This is a genomic window from Bordetella saccharivorans, from assembly GCF_045862855.1.
Taxonomy (GTDB): domain Bacteria; phylum Pseudomonadota; class Gammaproteobacteria; order Burkholderiales; family Burkholderiaceae_B; genus Bordetella_A; species Bordetella_A petrii_F.
The window spans coordinates 3538804-3555827 of record NZ_BAAFZO010000001.1; the positions used below are offsets into that span (position 1 = coordinate 3538804).

Sequence of the window (17024 nt, forward strand, 5' to 3'; positions counted from 1 at the left end):
GACCGCCTCAGTGGAACTTGGCCGGGGCCGTGTCGGCGTCCTCGGGCAGTTCGGCGTGCACCAGTTCGCCCAGCGGATTGGGGAAGTGCGGCGCGCCGCAGTCCTCGCAGTATTCGGGCGGCAGCACGCCGGGAATGCGGCGCACGTCATGCACGCCGTATTCCTTGAGCAGCGCGGCGATCTCGTCGACGGTGTCGGGCATGTCTTCGTCGGCGGGCTGGTCTTCCTCGCGGCCATACAGCGGCCAGACGCAGCCGTAGTAGACGTCGTTGCTGTTGCGGGCGGTGAATCCGATGCGGTATTCGTCGATGCGCACGTCGCCGCAGCCGGCGACCACGGCGCGCAGCTCGGACGGCGCCAGGTTGACCGCGCCTTCCAGCCAGTTGACGGCGGCGCGCAGCGACAGCGGCCGCACGCGGCGATCGGCCTCGCGGTTGCTGACATAGTAGGCATCGGGCAGCAGGCATTCGATGCCGCAGCCGGGCAGCAGGCCGGCCAGCGTCGGCTGGGCCTGCTCGACCCACTGCGCCAGGCAGGTTTCGCGGCTGTGGCCGGATTCGCCGGGCTGCTCCTGCCAGCGGAACAGCGGCGCGCCCTGCGGCACGGCCACGGCCGCCACCACGTAGCGGGTATCGGCCAGCATGTTGGCCGTCTCGGCCTCGTCGTTCAGCGTCGGCTTGACGGTTTCGGCGCCCAGCGCCTGGCTGCCCAGCCGCTGCAGCCATTGCCAGGTTTCCGAGAACGTGCGCGGCATCTGGTCGATGCTGACCAGCCAGGGCATCAATGCGACGCGCGCGCCCTCGGCCAGGATGTGGCCGTGCAACTGGGCCAGCAGCGCCTGTTGCGCCGCCGCCGGGATGGCGCCGGTCGGGATGGTGTAGCGCGTCCAGGCCACCACCGGCGCGACCACCAGCAGCACGTCGTGGCGCTGGCCGTTCTTGTCGATCTGCATCGATTCGGACAGGGTCTCGGCTTGTTCGATCAGTACCTCATAGGCGCCCGGGTCGCGCTGCGCCAGGTGGTCCAGCGCCGCTTCCAGCGGGCCGTCCTGGCCGCCGCGCAGCAGTTTCGGAATGGCCTCGCCGAGCAAGGATTCCCAGTACAGGTCTTCGACCCGGCTGCCGGAGCGGTTCAGCGACTGGGCAAGCGCCACCAGGCGCGACGCGTCGCGGCTCAGGCGGGGAGAGGAGGGGCTGCGGGCTCGGGCCATGTGTTGTTGCGGGTGTCCAAAAGAGTAGGGGCGGAACCCGCTAGTTTAACGCCGGCCGGCCCGGGCCCGCCCCGTCGGGGGGCGGGCCGGCGGCCGCGTCAGGCGGCCAGCAGTTGACGCAGCACAAACGGCAGGATGCCGCCATGCTGGTAGTACTCGACTTCGATCGGCGTGTCGATGCGCAGCAGCACCGTCACGTCCTGCCGGGAGCCGTCTTCGCGGTGGATGGTCAGCGTCACGTCCTGCATGGGCTTGATGCCGTTTTCCAGGCCGGAAATGTCGTAGGTTTCGCGGCCCGTGATGCCCAGCGACTCGACGCTGTCGCCGCCCTTGAATTGCAGGGGCAGCACGCCCATGCCCACCAGGTTGCTGCGGTGGATGCGTTCGAAGCTGCGCGCCACGACCGCCTTCACGCCCAGCAGCTGGGTGCCCTTGGCCGCCCAGTCGCGCGACGAGCCGGTGCCGTATTCCTCGCCGCCGAACACCACGGTGGGCGTGTCCTGCGCCACGTACTTCATGGCCGCGTCATAGATGGACATCTGCTCGCCGCCGGGCTGGAACAGGGTTTCGCCGCCCTCGAAGCGGCTGCCGTCGGGCAGCGCCGGGATCATCAGGTTCTTGATGCGCACGTTGGCGAAGGTGCCGCGCATCATGATTTCATGGTTGCCGCGGCGCGACCCGTAGCTGTTGAAGTCGGCCTTCATGACGCCGTGCTCTTTCAGCCATTTGCCGGCCGGCGAGGTTTCCTTGATGGAGCCGGCCGGCGAGATGTGGTCGGTGGTGACCGAATCGCCGAAAATGCCCAGCGCGCGCGCGCCGCGGATGACCGGCATCGCGCCCGGCGTCATGCCGAAGCCTTCGAAGAAGGGCGGCTCGGCGATGTAGGTGGATTCAGGCCAGTTGTAGGTGTCGCCCGTGACCCCCTTGATGTTCTCCCAGAGCTTGCCCGGGTTCGACTTGACCTGGCCGTAGTTGGCCTGGAAGGCCTCGGGATCGAGCGCGTGCTTGATCAGGGCCTGCACTTCCTCGGTGGTGGGCCAGATATCGCCCAGCCACACGTCGCCCTTCTTGCCGCGGCCCACCGGCTCGGTCATCAGGTCGCGCGTGATGGTGCCGGCCAGCGCGTACGCCACCACCAGCGGCGGCGAGGCCAGGAAGTTGGCCTTGATGTTCGGGTGGATGCGGGCCTCGAAGTTGCGGTTGCCGGACAGGACCGCCGCGCAGACCAGGTCATTGCCCAGGATGGCTTCGTTCAGGTCGGGGGCCAGGTCGCCCGCGTTGCCGATGCAGGTGGTGCAGCCGTACGCGGCGACGTCGAAGCCGAGCTTTTCCAGGTAGGGCAGCAGGCCGGTCTTGGTCAGGTATTCGGTGACCACGCGCGATCCGGGGGCGAGCGAGGTCTTGATGTGCTTGGGCACCGTCAGCCCGGCTTCCACCGCCTTCTTGGCCAGCAGGCCGGCCGCCAGCAGCACGCTGGGGTTCGACGTGTTGGTGCAGGACGTGATGGCGGCGATCAGGATGTCGCCGTTCTTGATCTTGGTGCCGGCGCTGGTGGTGAAGGCCTGGCCCAGCTTGTCGGCCGGCTGGTTGAAGCCGTTCTCGGCCACCGGCTTGGAGAACAGGTCGATGAAGGTGCGCTTGACGTTGCCGATCTCGATGCGGTCCTGGGGGCGCTTGGGGCCGGCCAGCGACGGCGCCACGGTGGACAGGTCCAGCGTCAGCAGCTTGGTGTAGTTGATGTCCTTGGCCTTGGGCACGCCGAACATCTTCTGGGCCTTGAAATAGGCCTCGAAGGCGGCGATTTCTTCCGGCGTGCGGCCGGTGCCCTTGAAGTATTCGATGGTGCGGCCGTCGACCGGGAAGAAGCCCATGGTGGCGCCGTATTCGGGCGCCATGTTGCCGATGGTGGCGCGTTCGGCCACCGACAGGCTGGCGGTGCCTTCGCCGCAGAATTCGACGAACTTGCCCACTACCTTTTCACGGCGCAGCATTTCGGTGATGGTCAGCACCAGGTCGGTGGCGGTGACGCCGCCGCGCAGCTGGCCCTTCAGCTCGACGCCCACCACGTCGGGGGTCAGGAAATACACCGGCTGGCCCAGCATGCCGGCCTCGGCCTCGATGCCGCCCACGCCCCAGCCCACCACGCCGATGCCGTTGATCATGGTGGTGTGGCTGTCGGTGCCCACCAGCGAATCGGGGTAGTAGACGTTGTTCTTCTGGTGCACGCCGCGCGCCAGGTATTCCAGGTTGACCTGGTGCACGATGCCGAAGCCCGGCGGCACCACGCCGAAGGTGTCGAAGGCCTGCATGCCCCATTTCATGAACTGGTAGCGTTCCTGGTTGCGCTTGAACTCCAGCTTCATGTTCAGGTCCAGGGCGTTCTTGGTGCCGAAGTAGTCGATCATGACCGAGTGGTCGACCACCAGGTCGACCGGCACCAGGGGTTCGATGCGCTTGGGGTCCTTGCCCATCTTGTCGGCCACCGAGCGCATGGCCGCGATATCGGCCAGCAGCGGCACGCCGGTGAAGTCCTGCAGCACCACGCGCGCCACCACGAAGGGAATCTCGTCTTCGCGCTTGGCGTTGGCCTGCCAGTTGGCCAGTTGCTTGATGTGTTCTTCGGTGACCTTCTGGCCGTCGCAGTTGCGCAACACCGACTCGAGCACGATGCGGATCGAGACCGGCAGACGCTGCACGTCCACCCCCAGGGCTTTGCCCAGGGCCGGCAGGGAATAGAACTGACAGGACTTGCTGCCGATCTTGAAGTTCTGGAGGGTATTGAACGTGTTGTGCGGCATGATGGGGACTCCGTGGGTTTGGGACCGCGTAAAGCTGCCATTTTCTGGCGTTTTGGCGCGCTTGTCATTGTATGTGAGACATCGCTGCCTGGGTCCTTATGTCTTATATCTTATATAAGACTTGGGCGGTGGGTCAAAGTTCCCCTGCCCCGGATGGGGGCATGCCCGTATCGGGCAATCGTTCACGCAGGAAATCGACGAAAACCCGCAGTTTCAGCGCCATGTGCGTGCGGTGCGGGTAATACAGGTAGAAGCCCGGAAAGGTCGCGGTCCAGTCTTGCAGCACCGGCACCAGCGCCCCGCTCGCCAGGTGCGCAAGGATGGGATCTTCCAGGACATGGATCAAGCCCAGCCCGTCCAGTCCCGCCCGCACCATCAGCGCGAAATCGTTGGTGACCAGCCGGTGCGGGACGTCCACTTCGAGCAACTGGCCGTCGGGCCGCAGGTATTCCCAGCGGTACAGCGCGCCCCGGCTCTCGAAGCGGGTGCCGATGCAGTCGTGGCCGGCCAGGTCGGCCGGGCTTGCGGGCGGCGGCCCGCCATGCCGGCGGAAATAGGCGGGCGAGCCCGCCGTGACCATGCGCTGGTTGCGGCTGATCCGCACCGCCACCATGTCGCGCGCCAGGTTCTCGCCCAGCCGGATGCCGGCGTCGAAACCACCTGCCACCAGGTCGGCCAGGCCATCGTCGAGCACCAGCTCCAGCGTGATGCCAGGATAGCGCGCCCGGAATTCGGCCAGGTGCGGGGCGATGAGCAAGCCGCAAGCCACCCGCGAGCTATTGATGCGCAACGTGCCGGCCGGGTGGCCGCGGGCCGCGTCCACGTCCTCGAGCGCCTCGCCGATGACGCCGAGCGCCGGGCGCACGCGTTCCAGCAGGCGTTGGCCGGCCTCGGTCAGTCCGACCCGGCGGGTAGTGCGGTTGAGCAGGCGCGCCCCCAGGCGCGCTTCCAGTCCCCGCAGGGTCTGCGACAGGGCCGAGGCCGACACTCCCAGTTCGGCCGCTGCGCGCGTGAAGCTGCCGTGGTGCGCCACGCGCGCGAAGGCGTGCACGGCAGGCAGCAGGTGGGCGGGGAATTCCATGGCGTGTCAATTATGAAGTATGGCTTCACAAGGCATCAACCCAGACGCTATTTTTCTTAGCAGTCCCGGCCCCTAGAGTACCGCCATGGCTGCCGCATTCCGCGTCGCCGCCAACTCGATCTCAGGGAAATATGACCATGAACCACTATGTCACGCTGGGCCGTTCCGGGCTGCGGGTCAGCCCGCTGTCGCTGGGCACCATGACCTTCGGCAACGAATGGGGCTGGGGCGCCGAGCAGGCGGTGGCGCGCCAGCTGTTCGACCTGTACCGCGCCGCGGGGGGCAACTTCATCGACACGGCCGACATGTACACCAATGGCACCAGCGAAAGCTGGCTGGGGCAGTTCGTGCAGGAGAGCGGCGGCCGCGACCAGCTCGTGATCGCCACCAAGTATTCATACAACGCCCAGCCGGGCAACCCGAATGCCGGCGGCAACCAGCGCAAGAATTTCCAGCGCGCGCTGGAAGGCTCGCTCAAGCGGCTGCGCACCGACTACATCGACCTGTATTACCTGCACACCTGGGACCGCCTGACGCCGGCCGACGAGGTCATGCGCGCCATGGACGATGCCGTGCGGGCCGGCAAGATCCGCTATGTCGGCCTGTCGGACGTGCCTGCCTGGTACGCGTCGCGCGCGCAGACGCTGGCGCAGTGGCGGGGCTTCGAGCCGGTGGCCGCGCTGCAGCTCGAATACTCGCTGGTCGAGCGCAACGCCGAACGGGAATTCGCCGACCTGGCGGTCGAACAGGGCATGGGCATCGTGCCGTGGAGCCCGCTGGCGATGGGCCTGTTGTCCGGCAAGTACCGGCCGAGCGGGGACGGCAGGTTCGGCCAGGGGCGGCTGCAAACCGTGGCGGGCGACCCGGCGCCGGGCTTCGATCGCTTCACGGAGCGCAATTTTGCCATCGTGGCTGAATTGGAACGCGTGGCGGCCGGGCTCGGCAAACCGATGGCGCAGGTCGCGCTGAACTGGTTGGCGGGCAGGAAAGGCGTGTCCAGCATCATCCTCGGCGCCACCAAGCCGGCGCAATTGCAGGAGTCGCTGGCCTCGCTCGAATTCGCGCTGCCCGATGAGGCCGTGCGGCGGCTCGATGCCGCCAGCGCGCCAGCCGCGCCGTTTCCCTATTACATGTTCGCCGACGTGCAGCAGCGGCGCATCCACGGTGGCGTGCGGGTGGCTTCGCGTCCGGCGGGATATGCGCCGGCCACCGTCATCAGCGCGTCGGCCGAAGCCTAGCCGCGCTATGCGCCGGCTTCCTGCCACAAGACCGGGAGCCGCCCGCAGGGCGGCTCAGGGCAGGGCGTCCAGCCTTCGATCCAGCGCGGGAGTGTCCGGCAACGACAGGCCGAATGCCTCGCGCAGCACCGCGCGGATGTCGGCGGTGGTGGCCAGCCGGCGCCTGGTGCCGGGGCCGTCCAGCCGATGCTCGGCGTAGTCGCGGCCTTGTAGCGCCAGGCGGCCGCCCGGGACCGGGCGCGCCGCGACCAGGCCGGTCACGAAATGCGAATCCGGATGGGTGGAAAGATAGTAGTTGCTGACTTCGTAATCGACCTGGTAGGCGGGCTGCAGGTCGAAGCGGTACAGCGTGCGCCACTGTTCCTGCACGCGGCTTTGCAGGCGCCACGATGCGTCATCGCGCAGCAGGCGGAACTGCCCGTGCGGCGTGTCCTGGGCGAGGCCGGCAAGCAAATGCAGTACGCCGGTGGGCGTCTGCCCGCCGAATCCCACGTCCACGATACGCGGCCCGTCGTCCAGCCGCACCGCCAGCAGCATGTGCGAACGCGGGGTAATGGCGTCGTCCGGCCGGTTCCACAGCACCCGCGCCGAGAGATTGTCGACCGCATAGCCGAGCGCGCGCAGGATCGCGCCGAACAGCAGATTGTGCTCATAGCAATAGCCGCCGCGCTGGTCGCGCACCAGCTTGCGCTCGATGTCACGCAGCGCCAGGCTCACCGGCAGGCCGGCGAACGGATTCAGGTTCTCGAACGGGATCGCCTGCGCATGGTGCAGCACCAGCCGCTGCAGCGTGTCGAGCGACGGGCCGCCGGAGACATCCGGCTGGCCGATGCGGGACAGGTAGGCGGGCAGGTCGGGCTGAAAAGCCATGGCGGCGCACGGAAGCGAAAGGCGAGCGACTAGTGTATCGCCGCCCGCTGTCCGTGGTCAGCCGGCCAGGGAACGCAGTTCCGCGCGCAGGAAATCAATCACCGCGCGCATGCCGGAAGACGGATACGGGCTGGGCGTGGTCAGGATGAACAGTTTGTCGCCGGGGCCGGCGACTTCATAGTCCGGCAGCACGATGCGCAGTCTGCCGGCGGCGATGTCCGCGCGCACCACATAATTGGGCAGCAGCGCCACGCCCACGCCGGCGCGCGCCGATGCGGCGAGAAACGGGAAATACTCCGACTGCAGGTGCGGCGCCAGCTTGACCGTATGGGCTTGCGCCTTGCGCATCAGGGTCAGGTTGAAATAGCGCTTGTCGCCCGGCGGGCAGAGGAAGTCCATGCGCGCCAGGTCGCGCGGGTGCGCCGGCGTGCCGGCCTTGCGCAGGTAGGCTGGCGTTGCGCACAAGCGCCAGGCGACGTCGCACACCTTGCGCGCGACATAGTCCTGCGGCGGATCGGCGACCACCCGCAGCGCCACGTCGATCTCGGACGAAATCAGGTCGCTGACCCGGTTCGAGAACAGCACGCGCAAATTGAGCCCGGGATGCTGCTTCGCAAACCGGATCAGCAGCGGTTGCAGGTCCAGTTCGCCCAGGCCGGTGGGAATGCTGAGCCGCACATGGCCGGCCGGTTCCGAGCCGAGCCGGTGCAGCGCATGGCGTGCCGATTCCACTTCGCGCGTCATGCGCACCCCGTGCTCGTAAAGCAGCGTGCCCTCGTGCGTCAGCTCCAGGCGGCGGGTGGTGCGGCGGATCAACTGGGCGCCGAAGGCGCGCTCGAGCTTTTGCAGCCCCCGGCTGACGTGCGAACGCGTCACGCCTTGGCGGACGGCGGCCTCGCTCAGCGTGCCGGCATCGACAATGGTGACGAACAGCTGGATGAGGTTCAGGTCGAAGGAAGGCGGGGCAGGGGGCATGGCGCGCCGGATTGTTGCCTGATAGACAACAGAGTTTACTCATCTGCGGGAATTGTCGCAGATCGGCCGCATTGATATTCTGGCCGCACTGGTTCGAATGGAGATTTGCAATGCAACCTGGCCTGTTTCGCCCCGGCCTGTTCGAAGGACGCCGGATCCTGGTCACCGGCGGCGGCACCGGCCTGGGCTATGCCATGGCCGACCAGCTCAGCGCGCTGGGCGCCACCATTCACCTGTGCGGCCGGCGGCCGTCGGTGGTCGAAGAGGCCGCCCATGCCCTGCATGCGGAGCACGGCAACCCGGTGCATGCCCATACCGTGGATATCCGCGACGCCGGCGCGGTCGAGGCCATGGTCGGCGCCTTGTGGGACCAGCACGGCGGGCTGGACGGGTTGATCAACAACGCCGCGGGCAACTTCATCAGTCCCACGGAGAAGCTGTCCGCGCGGGGCTTCGACGCGATCGCCGATACGGTGTTCCACGGTACGTTCTACGTCACGCAAGCCGTCGGCAAGCGCTGGATCGCGACGGGCACGCCGGGCGCGGTCGTCTCCATTGTGGTGACCTGGGTATGGACGGGCTCGCCTTTTGTGGTGCCATCCGCCATGTCCAAGGCCGGCATCGACGCCATGACCAAGTCGCTGGCGGTCGAATGGGGGCGGCGCGGCATCCGGCTCAATGCCATCGCGCCCGGCGTGATTCCAACCGAGGGCGCCACGGCGCGGCTGCGCCCGACGGACGGCGCGGCGGATGCCATCGCCAGGCAGAATCCCATGCAGCGCGTCGGCACCGGCCGGGACATCGGGCAATTGGCGACGTTCCTGCTGTGCGAGGAAAACGACTGGATCAACGGCCAGACGATCGCCCTGGACGGCGGCGACTACCTCGCCAACGGCGCCTACTTCAAGCAGTACTTCGACTGGACCGACGACGACTGGGCCGCGGCCCGCGCGGCGATCGACGCCCGCAACCAGCAGGACAAGGCGCTGCGCGCCCGGCGGCCGGCATGACGGGCCTGGTGATCGCCGCCGGCGCCACGCTGGACCTGCCGTCGCTGGCCCGGCGCGGCGAACAGCTCGCGGCCGGCCTGGCGGCCCTGGGCGTGGGCGAGGGCGACGTAGTGGCGGCGCTGTTGCGCAACGGCATGCCGTACCTCGAACTGATCCAGGCGTGCCGCCGCCTGGGCTGCTATTACTGCCCCATCAACTGGCATTTCACCGCCGGGGAAGTGGCCTACCTGGTCGAGGACAGCGGCGCCAAGGTCCTGATCGCCGGGGCCGACTTGCACGACCGCATCGCGCATGCGCTGCAACCCGGCTTGCCGGTGCTGCGAGTGGCGGACCCGGCCGCGCGACACGATCCCGCCCGCCCGGCCTGGCACGACTACGATGCCTGGCGCGACAGCCATGCCCCCTACGCGGGTCCCGCGGTGGCGCCGCGCGGCCACATGGCCTATACCTCCGGCACCACCGGCCGGCCCAAGGGCGTGGTGCGCCAGCCTTTCCCCCTGGCCGAGCTGGCGCGGCGCCAGGCCGGCATGAACGCCGTGGTGGAGCGCGCCTATGGGCTGCGCGACGGCGCCCGCGCCTTGCTGCCGGCGCCCATCTACCACAGCGCGCCCAGCGTGTTCGCGCAAATGGCCCTGCGCCTGTGCGAGCGCTTCGTGGTCACGCAGCGGTTCGATCCCGTCGAGGTGCTGGAGCTCATCGCGCGCCACCGCATCGACACTGTCTACATGGTGCCCATCATGTATGTGCGCCTGCTCAAGCTGCCCCCGGCCGTGCGCGCCGCCTACGATCTTTCCTCGGTGCGCTTCGTGGCCTGCACTGGCGCGCCGTGCGCGCCGGATGTCAAGCGCGCCATGATCGAATGGTTCGGGCCGGTCATCCACGAGACCTACGCTTCCAGCGAGACCGGCATGGTGACGGTCATCGATTCGGCCCAGGCCCTGGCCAAGCCGGGCAGCGTGGGGCTGCCGATCGGCGATGCCGTGGTGCGCATCTATGGGCCGGACGGCGCCGTCTGCGCGCCGGGACAGGTCGGCCGCATCTACGTGCGGCAGCCGGCCTACGCCGACTTCACCTATCGCGGCAATCCGCAGGCGCGCGCGGCGGTGGAGCGCGACGGCCTGATCTGCCTGGGCGACCTCGGCTACCTGGACGAGGACGGTTTCCTGTTCGTATGCGACCGCGAGTCCGACATGGTGATTTCCGGCGGCGTGAATATCTACCCCGCCGAAATCGAGCAGCACCTGCTGCAGTTCCCCGGCGTGGCCGACTGCGCCGTCATCGGCGTGCCCGACGACGAGTACGGGGAACGCCTGCTGGCCCTGTTGCAGCCCGCGCCGGGCAGCGGCATCGCGCCGCAGGCGGTCGGGCAATGGCTCGCCGCGCGCGTGGCCGGCTACAAGGTGCCCCGCGACATACGGGTCGAGCCGCAGCTGCCGCGCGACGACAGCGGCAAGATCGCCAAGCGCAAACTGCGCGCGGCCCACTGGAGCGGGCGGGACAGGAAGGTCTAGGGCCGCTCGATAAAAAACGGCGCGGCCAGCGCCATACGAGGAGACAACAGATGAAATCGGTCGACAAATGCCTGCGCCTCATCGCCGCGGCATGGCTGCTGGGTTGCGTGGCGGCCGGCGCCGCGCGGGCGGATTTTCCCGACCGGCCGGTCCGGTTCGTGGTGCCCTATGCGGCGGGCGGCTCGGCCGACCAGCTCGCGCGCGCGCTGGCCGACCACATGGCGCAGCAACTGGGCCAGCCCGTCGTCGTGGAAAACAAGCCGGGCGCCAGCACCCGCGTGGCGGCCGTGCAGGCAGCCCGCGCGCCCGCCGACGGCTACACGATCTTCCTGGCGAGCAATTCGAGCATGGTGCTCAATCCGCTGCTCTACCGGAAGCTGGACTACGGCGCGCAGGATTTCCGCGTCATCTCCGTCACGGCCGAGATGCCGCTGGTGCTGGTGGCCAACAGGCAGGTGCCGGGCGATACGCTGGGCCAGTTCGTCGCCTATGCCAAGGAGCGGCCGGGCAAGTTGAACTACGCCTCGGTCGGTCTCGGCAACCCGCTGCAGCTTGCCACCGAATTGTTCAAGTCGCGCGCCGGCATCGACGTGGTGCATGTGCCATACAACGGCAGCGCGCCGGCCTTGACGGCGCTGATGGCGGGGGACACGCAGATCATGATCGATGTCATCAGCACGTCGCTGCCGCTGATCCGCGAGCGCAAGCTCAAGGCCTTGGCAGTGGCGTCGGCCGAGCGCCTGGAGGTGCTGCCCGAAGTGCCTACCGTGGCCGAAAGCGGCTACCCCGGGTTTCGCGCCGCGACCTGGTTCGGCGTTGCCCTGCCGGCGGCCGCGCCGCCCGCGGCGGTCGCGCGCCTGGTGCAGGCCATCGATGCCGCCCTGGCGACGCCGGCGTTCCGCGCGCGCTTCCAGACGCTCGGGCTGGCGGTGCAGGCGCCGCGCAGCCAGGCCGGGATCGACGCCTACGTACAGGAAGACCGCGAGCGCTGGGGCGCAGTGATCGAACGCAACGGGATCCGGCTGGATTGAGCCGCGCCGGCCGGGAAAGGAGAGCGGACCGCCCGCCCGTCCGGCCCGGCCGCGGCGGGGCATGGGCGCCCCGCCGCGGCTGCCGCCTCAGGCCGGCACCAGGCCCTTCCGCCGCTTCTCGCGGCGGCCCTGCATGCCCCATACCAGGGCCAGCAAGGCCAGCGCCGGCACGTAGATCCAGAACTCCGACGGGCGGTTCGGGTTCGGCACCTTCACGTCCACCACGTCCCAGCCCTGTTCCCAGCCCGCGCGGCGGGCCCGGCTGCCGAACTGCACGGCGCTGATCTGCACCTGGTCTCCCAGGGCGGTGACCATCAGGCCGGCTTCGCTCAGGCGCTTGCGCCCGGCCGCCACGCCGGTGCTGGTGTCGCCTTCGGGCAGCGCGGGCAGGGCCACCGCCACCGTCTTGGTGAGTTCGTCGCCTTCGATGTTCATGCCGTGCAGCACCGCCACCAGCCGGCCGCCGTCCGGCAGCGAGCCGGCCGTGGCGACCAGTTCGGACGCCGGGCGGCTTTCGTACTTGTCGGCCAGGTGGTTCATGAACCAGTCCGGGCGGAACAGCATGAAGGTCACCAGCAGCAGCACGCCGATTTCCAGCATGGAGCAGCGCACCCGCATCCAGCCCAGCGTAGCGGCGGCGAAGGTCAGCGACGCCAGGGTCGCGCCGCCCACCACCAGCAGCAGTTCCCACCAGCCGTGCACGTCGATCAGCAGCAGCAGCGGGTTGAACACGAACATGAACGGCAGCACGGCGGTGCGCAAGGCGTAGGTGGTGCCCTGGACGCCGGTCTTGATCGGGTCTTCGCCCGAGATGGCCGCCGCGGCGAAAGTCGCCAGGCCCACCGGGGGCGTGATGTCCGCCATGATGCCGTAATAGAACACGAACATGTGCACGGCGATCAGGGGAATCACCAGCCCGTTCTGCGCGCCCAGCTCCACCACCACCGGCGCCATCAGCGTGGCCATCAGGATGTAGTTGGCCGTGGTGGGCATGCCCAGCCCGAGGATCAGGCATACGATGGCGGTGAAGACCAGCATCAGCAGCACGCTGCCCATCGAGATCAGCTCGACGAAGGCCGTCATGCGCAGGCCCAGGCCGGTCAGCGTGATGGCGCCCACGATCAGGCCGGCCGTGCCGCAGGCGATGGCGATGCCGATCATGTTGCGGGCGCCGTCTTCCAGCCCGCCGATGGCTTCGCGCCAGCCGCGGCCCAGGGCGGGAGCCACCGGCTGGTTGCGGAACCAGGCCGTCAGCGGCCGCTGGGTGATCATCTGCACCAGCATGGCCAGCGCCGCCCAGAAGGCCGACAGGCCGGCCGACAATTGCTCGATGCTCAGGCACCACACCAGGATGCCGATGGGAATCAGGAAATGCAGGCCCGCCCGCACGGTGGGCCAGGGTTCCGGGCGCACCGGGTTGGTGACGCTGATTTCCTCGGGCAGGTCGGGATGGCGGGCCGCCATGCGCAACAGCCAGACGTTGAGGACGACCAGCAGCGCCAGCAATATCCAGACCGCGGCGGCGCCGGCGACGGCCTTGACGCCCATGCCGATCCAGTAGATCAGCCCCATCACGATCAGCGTGCCGCAGATCCCCATGCCCCAGCCGGCCAGCTTCTGCAGCGGCGTGCGCGGCTGGCCGGCCGACATCATGGGCTGGATGCCCAGCTTGAGGGCTTCCAGGTGCACGATGTAGAACAGCGCGATGTACGAGATCGATGCGGGCAGGATCGCATGGCGGATGATGTCCGTGTACGGGATGCCCACGTACTCGATCATCAGGAACGCCGCCGCGCCCATCACCGGCGGCATGATCTGCCCGTTCACCGACGAGGCGGTCTCGATGGCGCCGGCGCGGATGCCGCCATAGCCGGCCTTCTTCATCAGCGGAATGGTGAAGATGCCGCCCGTGACCACGTTGGCCACCGACGAGGCCGACACCAGCCCGTTGACCGCCGACGAAACCACCGCCACCTTGGCGGGGCCGCCGCGCAGGTGGCCCAGCAGGGCGAACGAGACCTGCATCATGTAGTTGCCGGCGCCGCACTTGTCCAGCAGCGAGCCCAGCAGCACGAAGATGAAGATGTACGACACCGACACGCCGAGCGCCACGCCGTAGACGCCTTCGGTGGTCAGCCACATGTGCGAGGCCAGGCGCTCGAGCGAGGCGCCGCGGTGCGCCAGCACGTCCGGCAGCCAGGGGCCGGCCAGCACATACAGCACGAAGACGGCGCCCAGCACGGTCATGGGCAGGCCCAGGGACCGGCGCGTCACCTCCAGCAGCAACAGCAGGCCGATGATGGCGGTCGCGACGTCCAGGGTGGTGGGCTGGCCCGGCCGGGCGGCCAGCTCTTTATAGAACAGGAACAGGTAGGCGCCGCAGAAGGCGGCGATGATCGCCAGCGCCCAGTCGTGCCAGGGCATGCGATCGCGCGGCGAGCTCTTGCGCGCGGGATAGGCCAGGTAGCCCAGGAACATGGCGATGCCCAGGTGCAGCGCGCGGGCCTCGGTGTCGTTGAAAATGCCCCAGTTCAAGGCGAAGGGCAGCGGCGAGGCATACCAGAGCTGGAACAGCGACCACAGCAGCGCGCCCAGCGCGAGCGTGGCGCCGGCAATGCCGCCGGCCTGGCGCCCGCCGCGGTCGACATCGGCAACCAGTTGTTCCAGATCGGCAGTCGTGGTGGACGGCTCGGTCTTCATTGAATTTCCCCAGCGTGTTCGGGTGGCCGGTTGGCGGGGCCGCGCCTGGCGCGTCCCGGTCCGGCATCATGGTGAAACAGGGGCCGGCCGCGGCGCCAGGGCGCGCGCGGCCGGCCGGCGCGGGCGCTTAGAGCAGGCCCTTTTCCTTGAAGTACTTCTCGGCGCCCGGATGCAGCGGCGCGGACAGGCCGTTCTTGACCATGTCCTCGGCCTTCAGGTGCGCGAAGGCGGGGTGCAGCTTCTTGAAGTCGTCCAGGTTGTCGAACACCGCCTTGACCACGGTGTATACCGACTCTTCGGGCACGTCCGACGACGTGACGAAGGTCGCGATCACGCCGTAGGTCTTGACGTCTTCCGGGTTGCTCGGATACAGGCCGCCAGGAATGGTGGCATGCGCGTAGTACGGGTACTTGTCGACCAGCTTGTCCACCGCCGGGCCGGTCAGCGACACCAACTGGGCACCGCAGGTGGTGGTCGGATCCTGGATGTTGGCCGACGGGTGGCCCACGCCATAGAAGAAGCCGTCGATCTTGCCGTCGCACAGCGCCGAGCCGTGCTCGTCGGGACGCAGTTCCGACGCCAGCGAGAAGTCCTTCAGGGTCCAGCCCATGGTGGCCAGCAGCTCTTCCATGGAGGCGCGGGTGCCCGAGCCGGGGTTGCCGACGTTGAAGCGCTTGCCCTTGAAGTCCTCGAACGACTTGATGTTGGCTTCCTTGCGGGCCACCACCGTGAACGGCTCGGGGTGGATGGAGAAGACCGAGCGCAGCTTCTTGAACTCGCCGCTGTCCTTGAACTGGCCCTGGCCGTTGTAGGCGTTGAAGCCCACGTCGGACTGCACCACGCCCAGGTCCAGCTCGCCGGCCTTGATGGTGTTCACGTTGAACACCGAGCCGCCGGTCGATTCGACCGAGCAGCGCAGGCCGTGCGAAGAGCGGTCCTTGTTGACCAAGCGGCAGATGGCGCCGCCCGCGGCGTAGTACACACCCGTGACCCCGCCGGTGCCGATGCTGACGAACTTCTGCTGCGCCGCGGCGGGAAGCGGGACGGCGAACGCCAGGGCGACGGCCGCGCAGGCGGCGGCCAGCCCCAGGGTGGTTTTTTTCTTGCCCAAGGTGTGTTTGACAGACTTGCTCATACAAACTCCTTTTGAGGATTTTCCCCGTGAGTATGCCGGTCGTTCCGGCGATCGATGCGCCCGAGCCGGGGCGCGTTGCTTGTGGCGCCGGGATTGTGCCCCGGCGCAGAGAATAACGCTAGCGGCGCGCTTGCGCGATGGCCGCCTCGATGGCGCCGGCCAGGCGCTCGGTGAGCTGGTCGAGCTCGTCGTCGGAAACGATGAACGGCGGGGCCAGCAGGACATGGTCGCCGAGCCGGCCGTCGATGGTGCCGCCCATGGGGTATACCATCAGGCCGCGCGCCATGGCCTCGCGCTTGACCCGGGCGTGCAGCGCGTGGCCGGGGTCGAAGGGCTGCTTGCTGGCGCGGTCGGCCACCAGCTCGACGCCCATGAACAGCCCGCGTCCGCGGATGTCGCCCACGTGCGGGTGGTCGCCCAGCGCCGCCTGCAGGCGCTGGCGCAGGCCGGCGCCCTGGTCGCGCACGCGCGCCAGCAGGCCGTCGCGGCGGATCACTTCCTGTACCGCCAGCGCGGCGGCGCACGCGGTGGCGTGCCCCAGGTAGGTGTGGCCATGCTGGAAGAAGCCGCTGCCGCCGCTCATGGCGGCCACGATCTTCTCCTGCGCCATGACCGCGCCGATCGGCTGGTAGCCGCCGCCCAGGCCCTTGGCGATGGTGATCAGGTCCGGCACGATGTCTTCCTGTTCTACCGCGTACAGCGTGCCGGTGCGTCCCATGCCGCACATGACTTCATCGGCGATCAGCAGCACGCCGTAGCGGTCGCACACCTCGCGGATGCGCCGGAAGTAGCCCGGCACCGCGGTCAGCGCGCCTGCCGTGGCGCCGACCACCGGTTCGGCCACGAAGGCGATGACGCTGTCGCCGCCCAGGCGCACGATGGTGTCTTCCAGCTCCTGCGCGAGGCGCGCGCCGTAGGCCTCGGGCGATTCGTCGGCGCCGCGGTCGCGGTATTCGTAGCAGGGCGCCACATGGGTGACGTCGATCAGCAGCGGCTTGAACTGCGCGCGCCGCCATTCGTTGCCGCCTACCGCCAGCGCGCCCAGCGTGTTGCCGTGGTAGCTCTGGCGGCGCGCGATGATATGGCGGCGCTGCGGCTGGCCGATCTCGACGAAATACTGGCGCGCCATCTTCAGCGCCGCCTCGACGGCTTCCGAGCCGCCCGATACGAAATAGGCGTGGCTGGTGCCGGCGGGCGCGTCGGCTGCCAGGCGGTCCGCCAGCCGCTCGGCGACTTCGGTGGTGAAGAAGCCGGTATGCGCATAGGCAAGCTTGTCGATCTGCGCGTGCATGGCGGCCTGCACGTCGGGATGATTGTGCCCCAGGCAGGAGACGGCGGCGCCGCCCGAGCCGTCGAGATAGGCGTTGCCGGCGCTGTCGTACAGCCAGGCGCCCTGGCCGCGAACCGCCACCGGAGGGGTGGCGCGCAAGGATCGGTGCAATACGTGGGTGGTGCTCATGTCGGT

The 17024-nt window shown here is 68.6% G+C and carries 12 protein-coding genes; 4 read left to right on the forward strand and 8 right to left on the reverse strand.

All coding sequences use genetic code 11. The annotated features are described in order from the left end of the window. Positions 1-7 precede the first annotated feature (7 nt). The 3 genes from ACKTT0_RS16880 to ACKTT0_RS16890 form a co-directional block, all read right to left on the reverse strand. A complete protein-coding gene (locus tag ACKTT0_RS16880) occupies positions 8-1210 on the reverse strand; it encodes a DUF2863 family protein (protein WP_407850965.1) in 1203 nt (400 codons plus the stop codon). A gap of 98 nt (positions 1211-1308) precedes the next feature. Next, positions 1309-4008, reverse strand: a complete 2700-nt coding sequence (gene acnA / locus ACKTT0_RS16885) for an aconitate hydratase AcnA (RefSeq protein ID WP_407850966.1) — start codon at positions 4006-4008, stop codon at positions 1309-1311. 133 nt (positions 4009-4141) lie between these two features. Continuing rightward, positions 4142-5089 (reverse strand): LysR family transcriptional regulator, encoded by a 948-nt coding sequence (locus ACKTT0_RS16890; protein WP_407850967.1) that lies wholly within the window; start codon positions 5087-5089, stop codon positions 4142-4144. A gap of 137 nt (positions 5090-5226) precedes the next feature. Here ACKTT0_RS16890 and ACKTT0_RS16895 point away from each other — a divergent pair, with 137 nt between their 5' ends. After that, complete coding sequence (locus tag ACKTT0_RS16895; protein WP_407850968.1) at positions 5227-6327, forward strand: aldo/keto reductase; 1101 nt, start codon at positions 5227-5229, stop codon at positions 6325-6327. A 54-nt stretch (positions 6328-6381) separates the two neighbouring features. On the opposite strand, the gene ACKTT0_RS16900 is transcribed toward ACKTT0_RS16895, so the two are convergent. Beyond that, on the reverse strand, positions 6382-7197 hold the full coding sequence (locus tag ACKTT0_RS16900; protein ID WP_407850969.1) for an arylamine N-acetyltransferase family protein: 816 nt from the start codon (positions 7195-7197) through the stop codon (positions 6382-6384). Positions 7198-7254: 57 nt separating this feature from the next. Beyond that, entirely contained in the window at positions 7255-8172 is a 918-nt protein-coding gene (locus ACKTT0_RS16905; RefSeq protein ID WP_407850970.1) for a LysR family transcriptional regulator, read from the reverse strand. A gap of 110 nt (positions 8173-8282) precedes the next feature. On the opposite strand from ACKTT0_RS16905, the gene ACKTT0_RS16910 reads away from it, so the two are divergent. From ACKTT0_RS16910 to ACKTT0_RS16920, 3 genes are read left to right on the forward strand one after another with little or no spacing between them, the layout of a single operon-like run. Further along, positions 8283-9182, forward strand: a complete 900-nt coding sequence (locus ACKTT0_RS16910; protein ID WP_407850971.1) for an SDR family oxidoreductase — start codon at positions 8283-8285, stop codon at positions 9180-9182. Next, the gene (locus ACKTT0_RS16915) at positions 9179-10693 is read left to right on the forward strand and encodes an AMP-binding protein (protein WP_407850972.1); all 1515 of its coding nucleotides are present in this window, start codon (positions 9179-9181) and stop codon (positions 10691-10693) included. The genes ACKTT0_RS16910 and ACKTT0_RS16915 overlap by 4 nt, the downstream gene beginning before the upstream one ends. A gap of 50 nt (positions 10694-10743) precedes the next feature. Further along, positions 10744-11724: a Bug family tripartite tricarboxylate transporter substrate binding protein gene (locus ACKTT0_RS16920; RefSeq protein ID WP_407850973.1), complete on the forward strand. Its 981-nt coding sequence runs from the start codon at positions 10744-10746 to the stop codon at positions 11722-11724. 87 nt (positions 11725-11811) lie between these two features. Here ACKTT0_RS16920 and ACKTT0_RS16925 read toward each other — a convergent pair whose 3' ends face one another. The 3 genes from ACKTT0_RS16925 to ACKTT0_RS16935 form a co-directional block, all read right to left on the reverse strand. Then, a complete protein-coding gene (locus tag ACKTT0_RS16925) occupies positions 11812-14424 on the reverse strand; it encodes a TRAP transporter permease (RefSeq protein WP_407850974.1) in 2613 nt (870 codons plus the stop codon). Between the two features lie 127 nt (positions 14425-14551). Next, positions 14552-15559 (reverse strand): TAXI family TRAP transporter solute-binding subunit, encoded by a 1008-nt coding sequence (locus tag ACKTT0_RS16930; protein WP_407850975.1) that lies wholly within the window; start codon positions 15557-15559, stop codon positions 14552-14554. A gap of 118 nt (positions 15560-15677) precedes the next feature. Then, on the reverse strand, positions 15678-17018 hold the full coding sequence (locus ACKTT0_RS16935) for an aspartate aminotransferase family protein (protein WP_407850976.1): 1341 nt from the start codon (positions 17016-17018) through the stop codon (positions 15678-15680). Between the last annotated feature and the right edge of the window lie 6 nt (positions 17019-17024).

What these genes read in the sequence shown, in the direction of transcription:
- ACKTT0_RS16900 (WP_407850969.1), bottom strand. Translation starts at nt 7,197, where the DNA reads ATGGCTTTTCAGCCCGACCTGCCCGCCTACCTGTCCCGCATCGGCCAG.
- ACKTT0_RS16935 (WP_407850976.1), bottom strand. Translation starts at nt 17,018, where the DNA reads ATGAGCACCACCCACGTATTGCACCGATCCTTGCGCGCCACCCCTCCG.
- ACKTT0_RS16925 (WP_407850974.1), bottom strand. Translation starts at nt 14,424, where the DNA reads ATGAAGACCGAGCCGTCCACCACGACTGCCGATCTGGAACAACTGGTT.
- ACKTT0_RS16910 (WP_407850971.1), top strand. Translation starts at nt 8,283, where the DNA reads ATGCAACCTGGCCTGTTTCGCCCCGGCCTGTTCGAAGGACGCCGGATC.
- ACKTT0_RS16905 (WP_407850970.1), bottom strand. Translation starts at nt 8,172, where the DNA reads ATGCCCCCTGCCCCGCCTTCCTTCGACCTGAACCTCATCCAGCTGTTC.
- ACKTT0_RS16890 (WP_407850967.1), bottom strand. Translation starts at nt 5,089, where the DNA reads ATGGAATTCCCCGCCCACCTGCTGCCTGCCGTGCACGCCTTCGCGCGC.
- acnA (WP_407850966.1), bottom strand. Translation starts at nt 4,008, where the DNA reads ATGCCGCACAACACGTTCAATACCCTCCAGAACTTCAAGATCGGCAGC.
- ACKTT0_RS16915 (WP_407850972.1), top strand. Translation starts at nt 9,179, where the DNA reads ATGACGGGCCTGGTGATCGCCGCCGGCGCCACGCTGGACCTGCCGTCG.
- ACKTT0_RS16895 (WP_407850968.1), top strand. Translation starts at nt 5,227, where the DNA reads ATGAACCACTATGTCACGCTGGGCCGTTCCGGGCTGCGGGTCAGCCCG.
- ACKTT0_RS16930 (WP_407850975.1), bottom strand. Translation starts at nt 15,559, where the DNA reads ATGAGCAAGTCTGTCAAACACACCTTGGGCAAGAAAAAAACCACCCTG.
- ACKTT0_RS16920 (WP_407850973.1), top strand. Translation starts at nt 10,744, where the DNA reads ATGAAATCGGTCGACAAATGCCTGCGCCTCATCGCCGCGGCATGGCTG.
- ACKTT0_RS16880 (WP_407850965.1), bottom strand. Translation starts at nt 1,210, where the DNA reads ATGGCCCGAGCCCGCAGCCCCTCCTCTCCCCGCCTGAGCCGCGACGCG.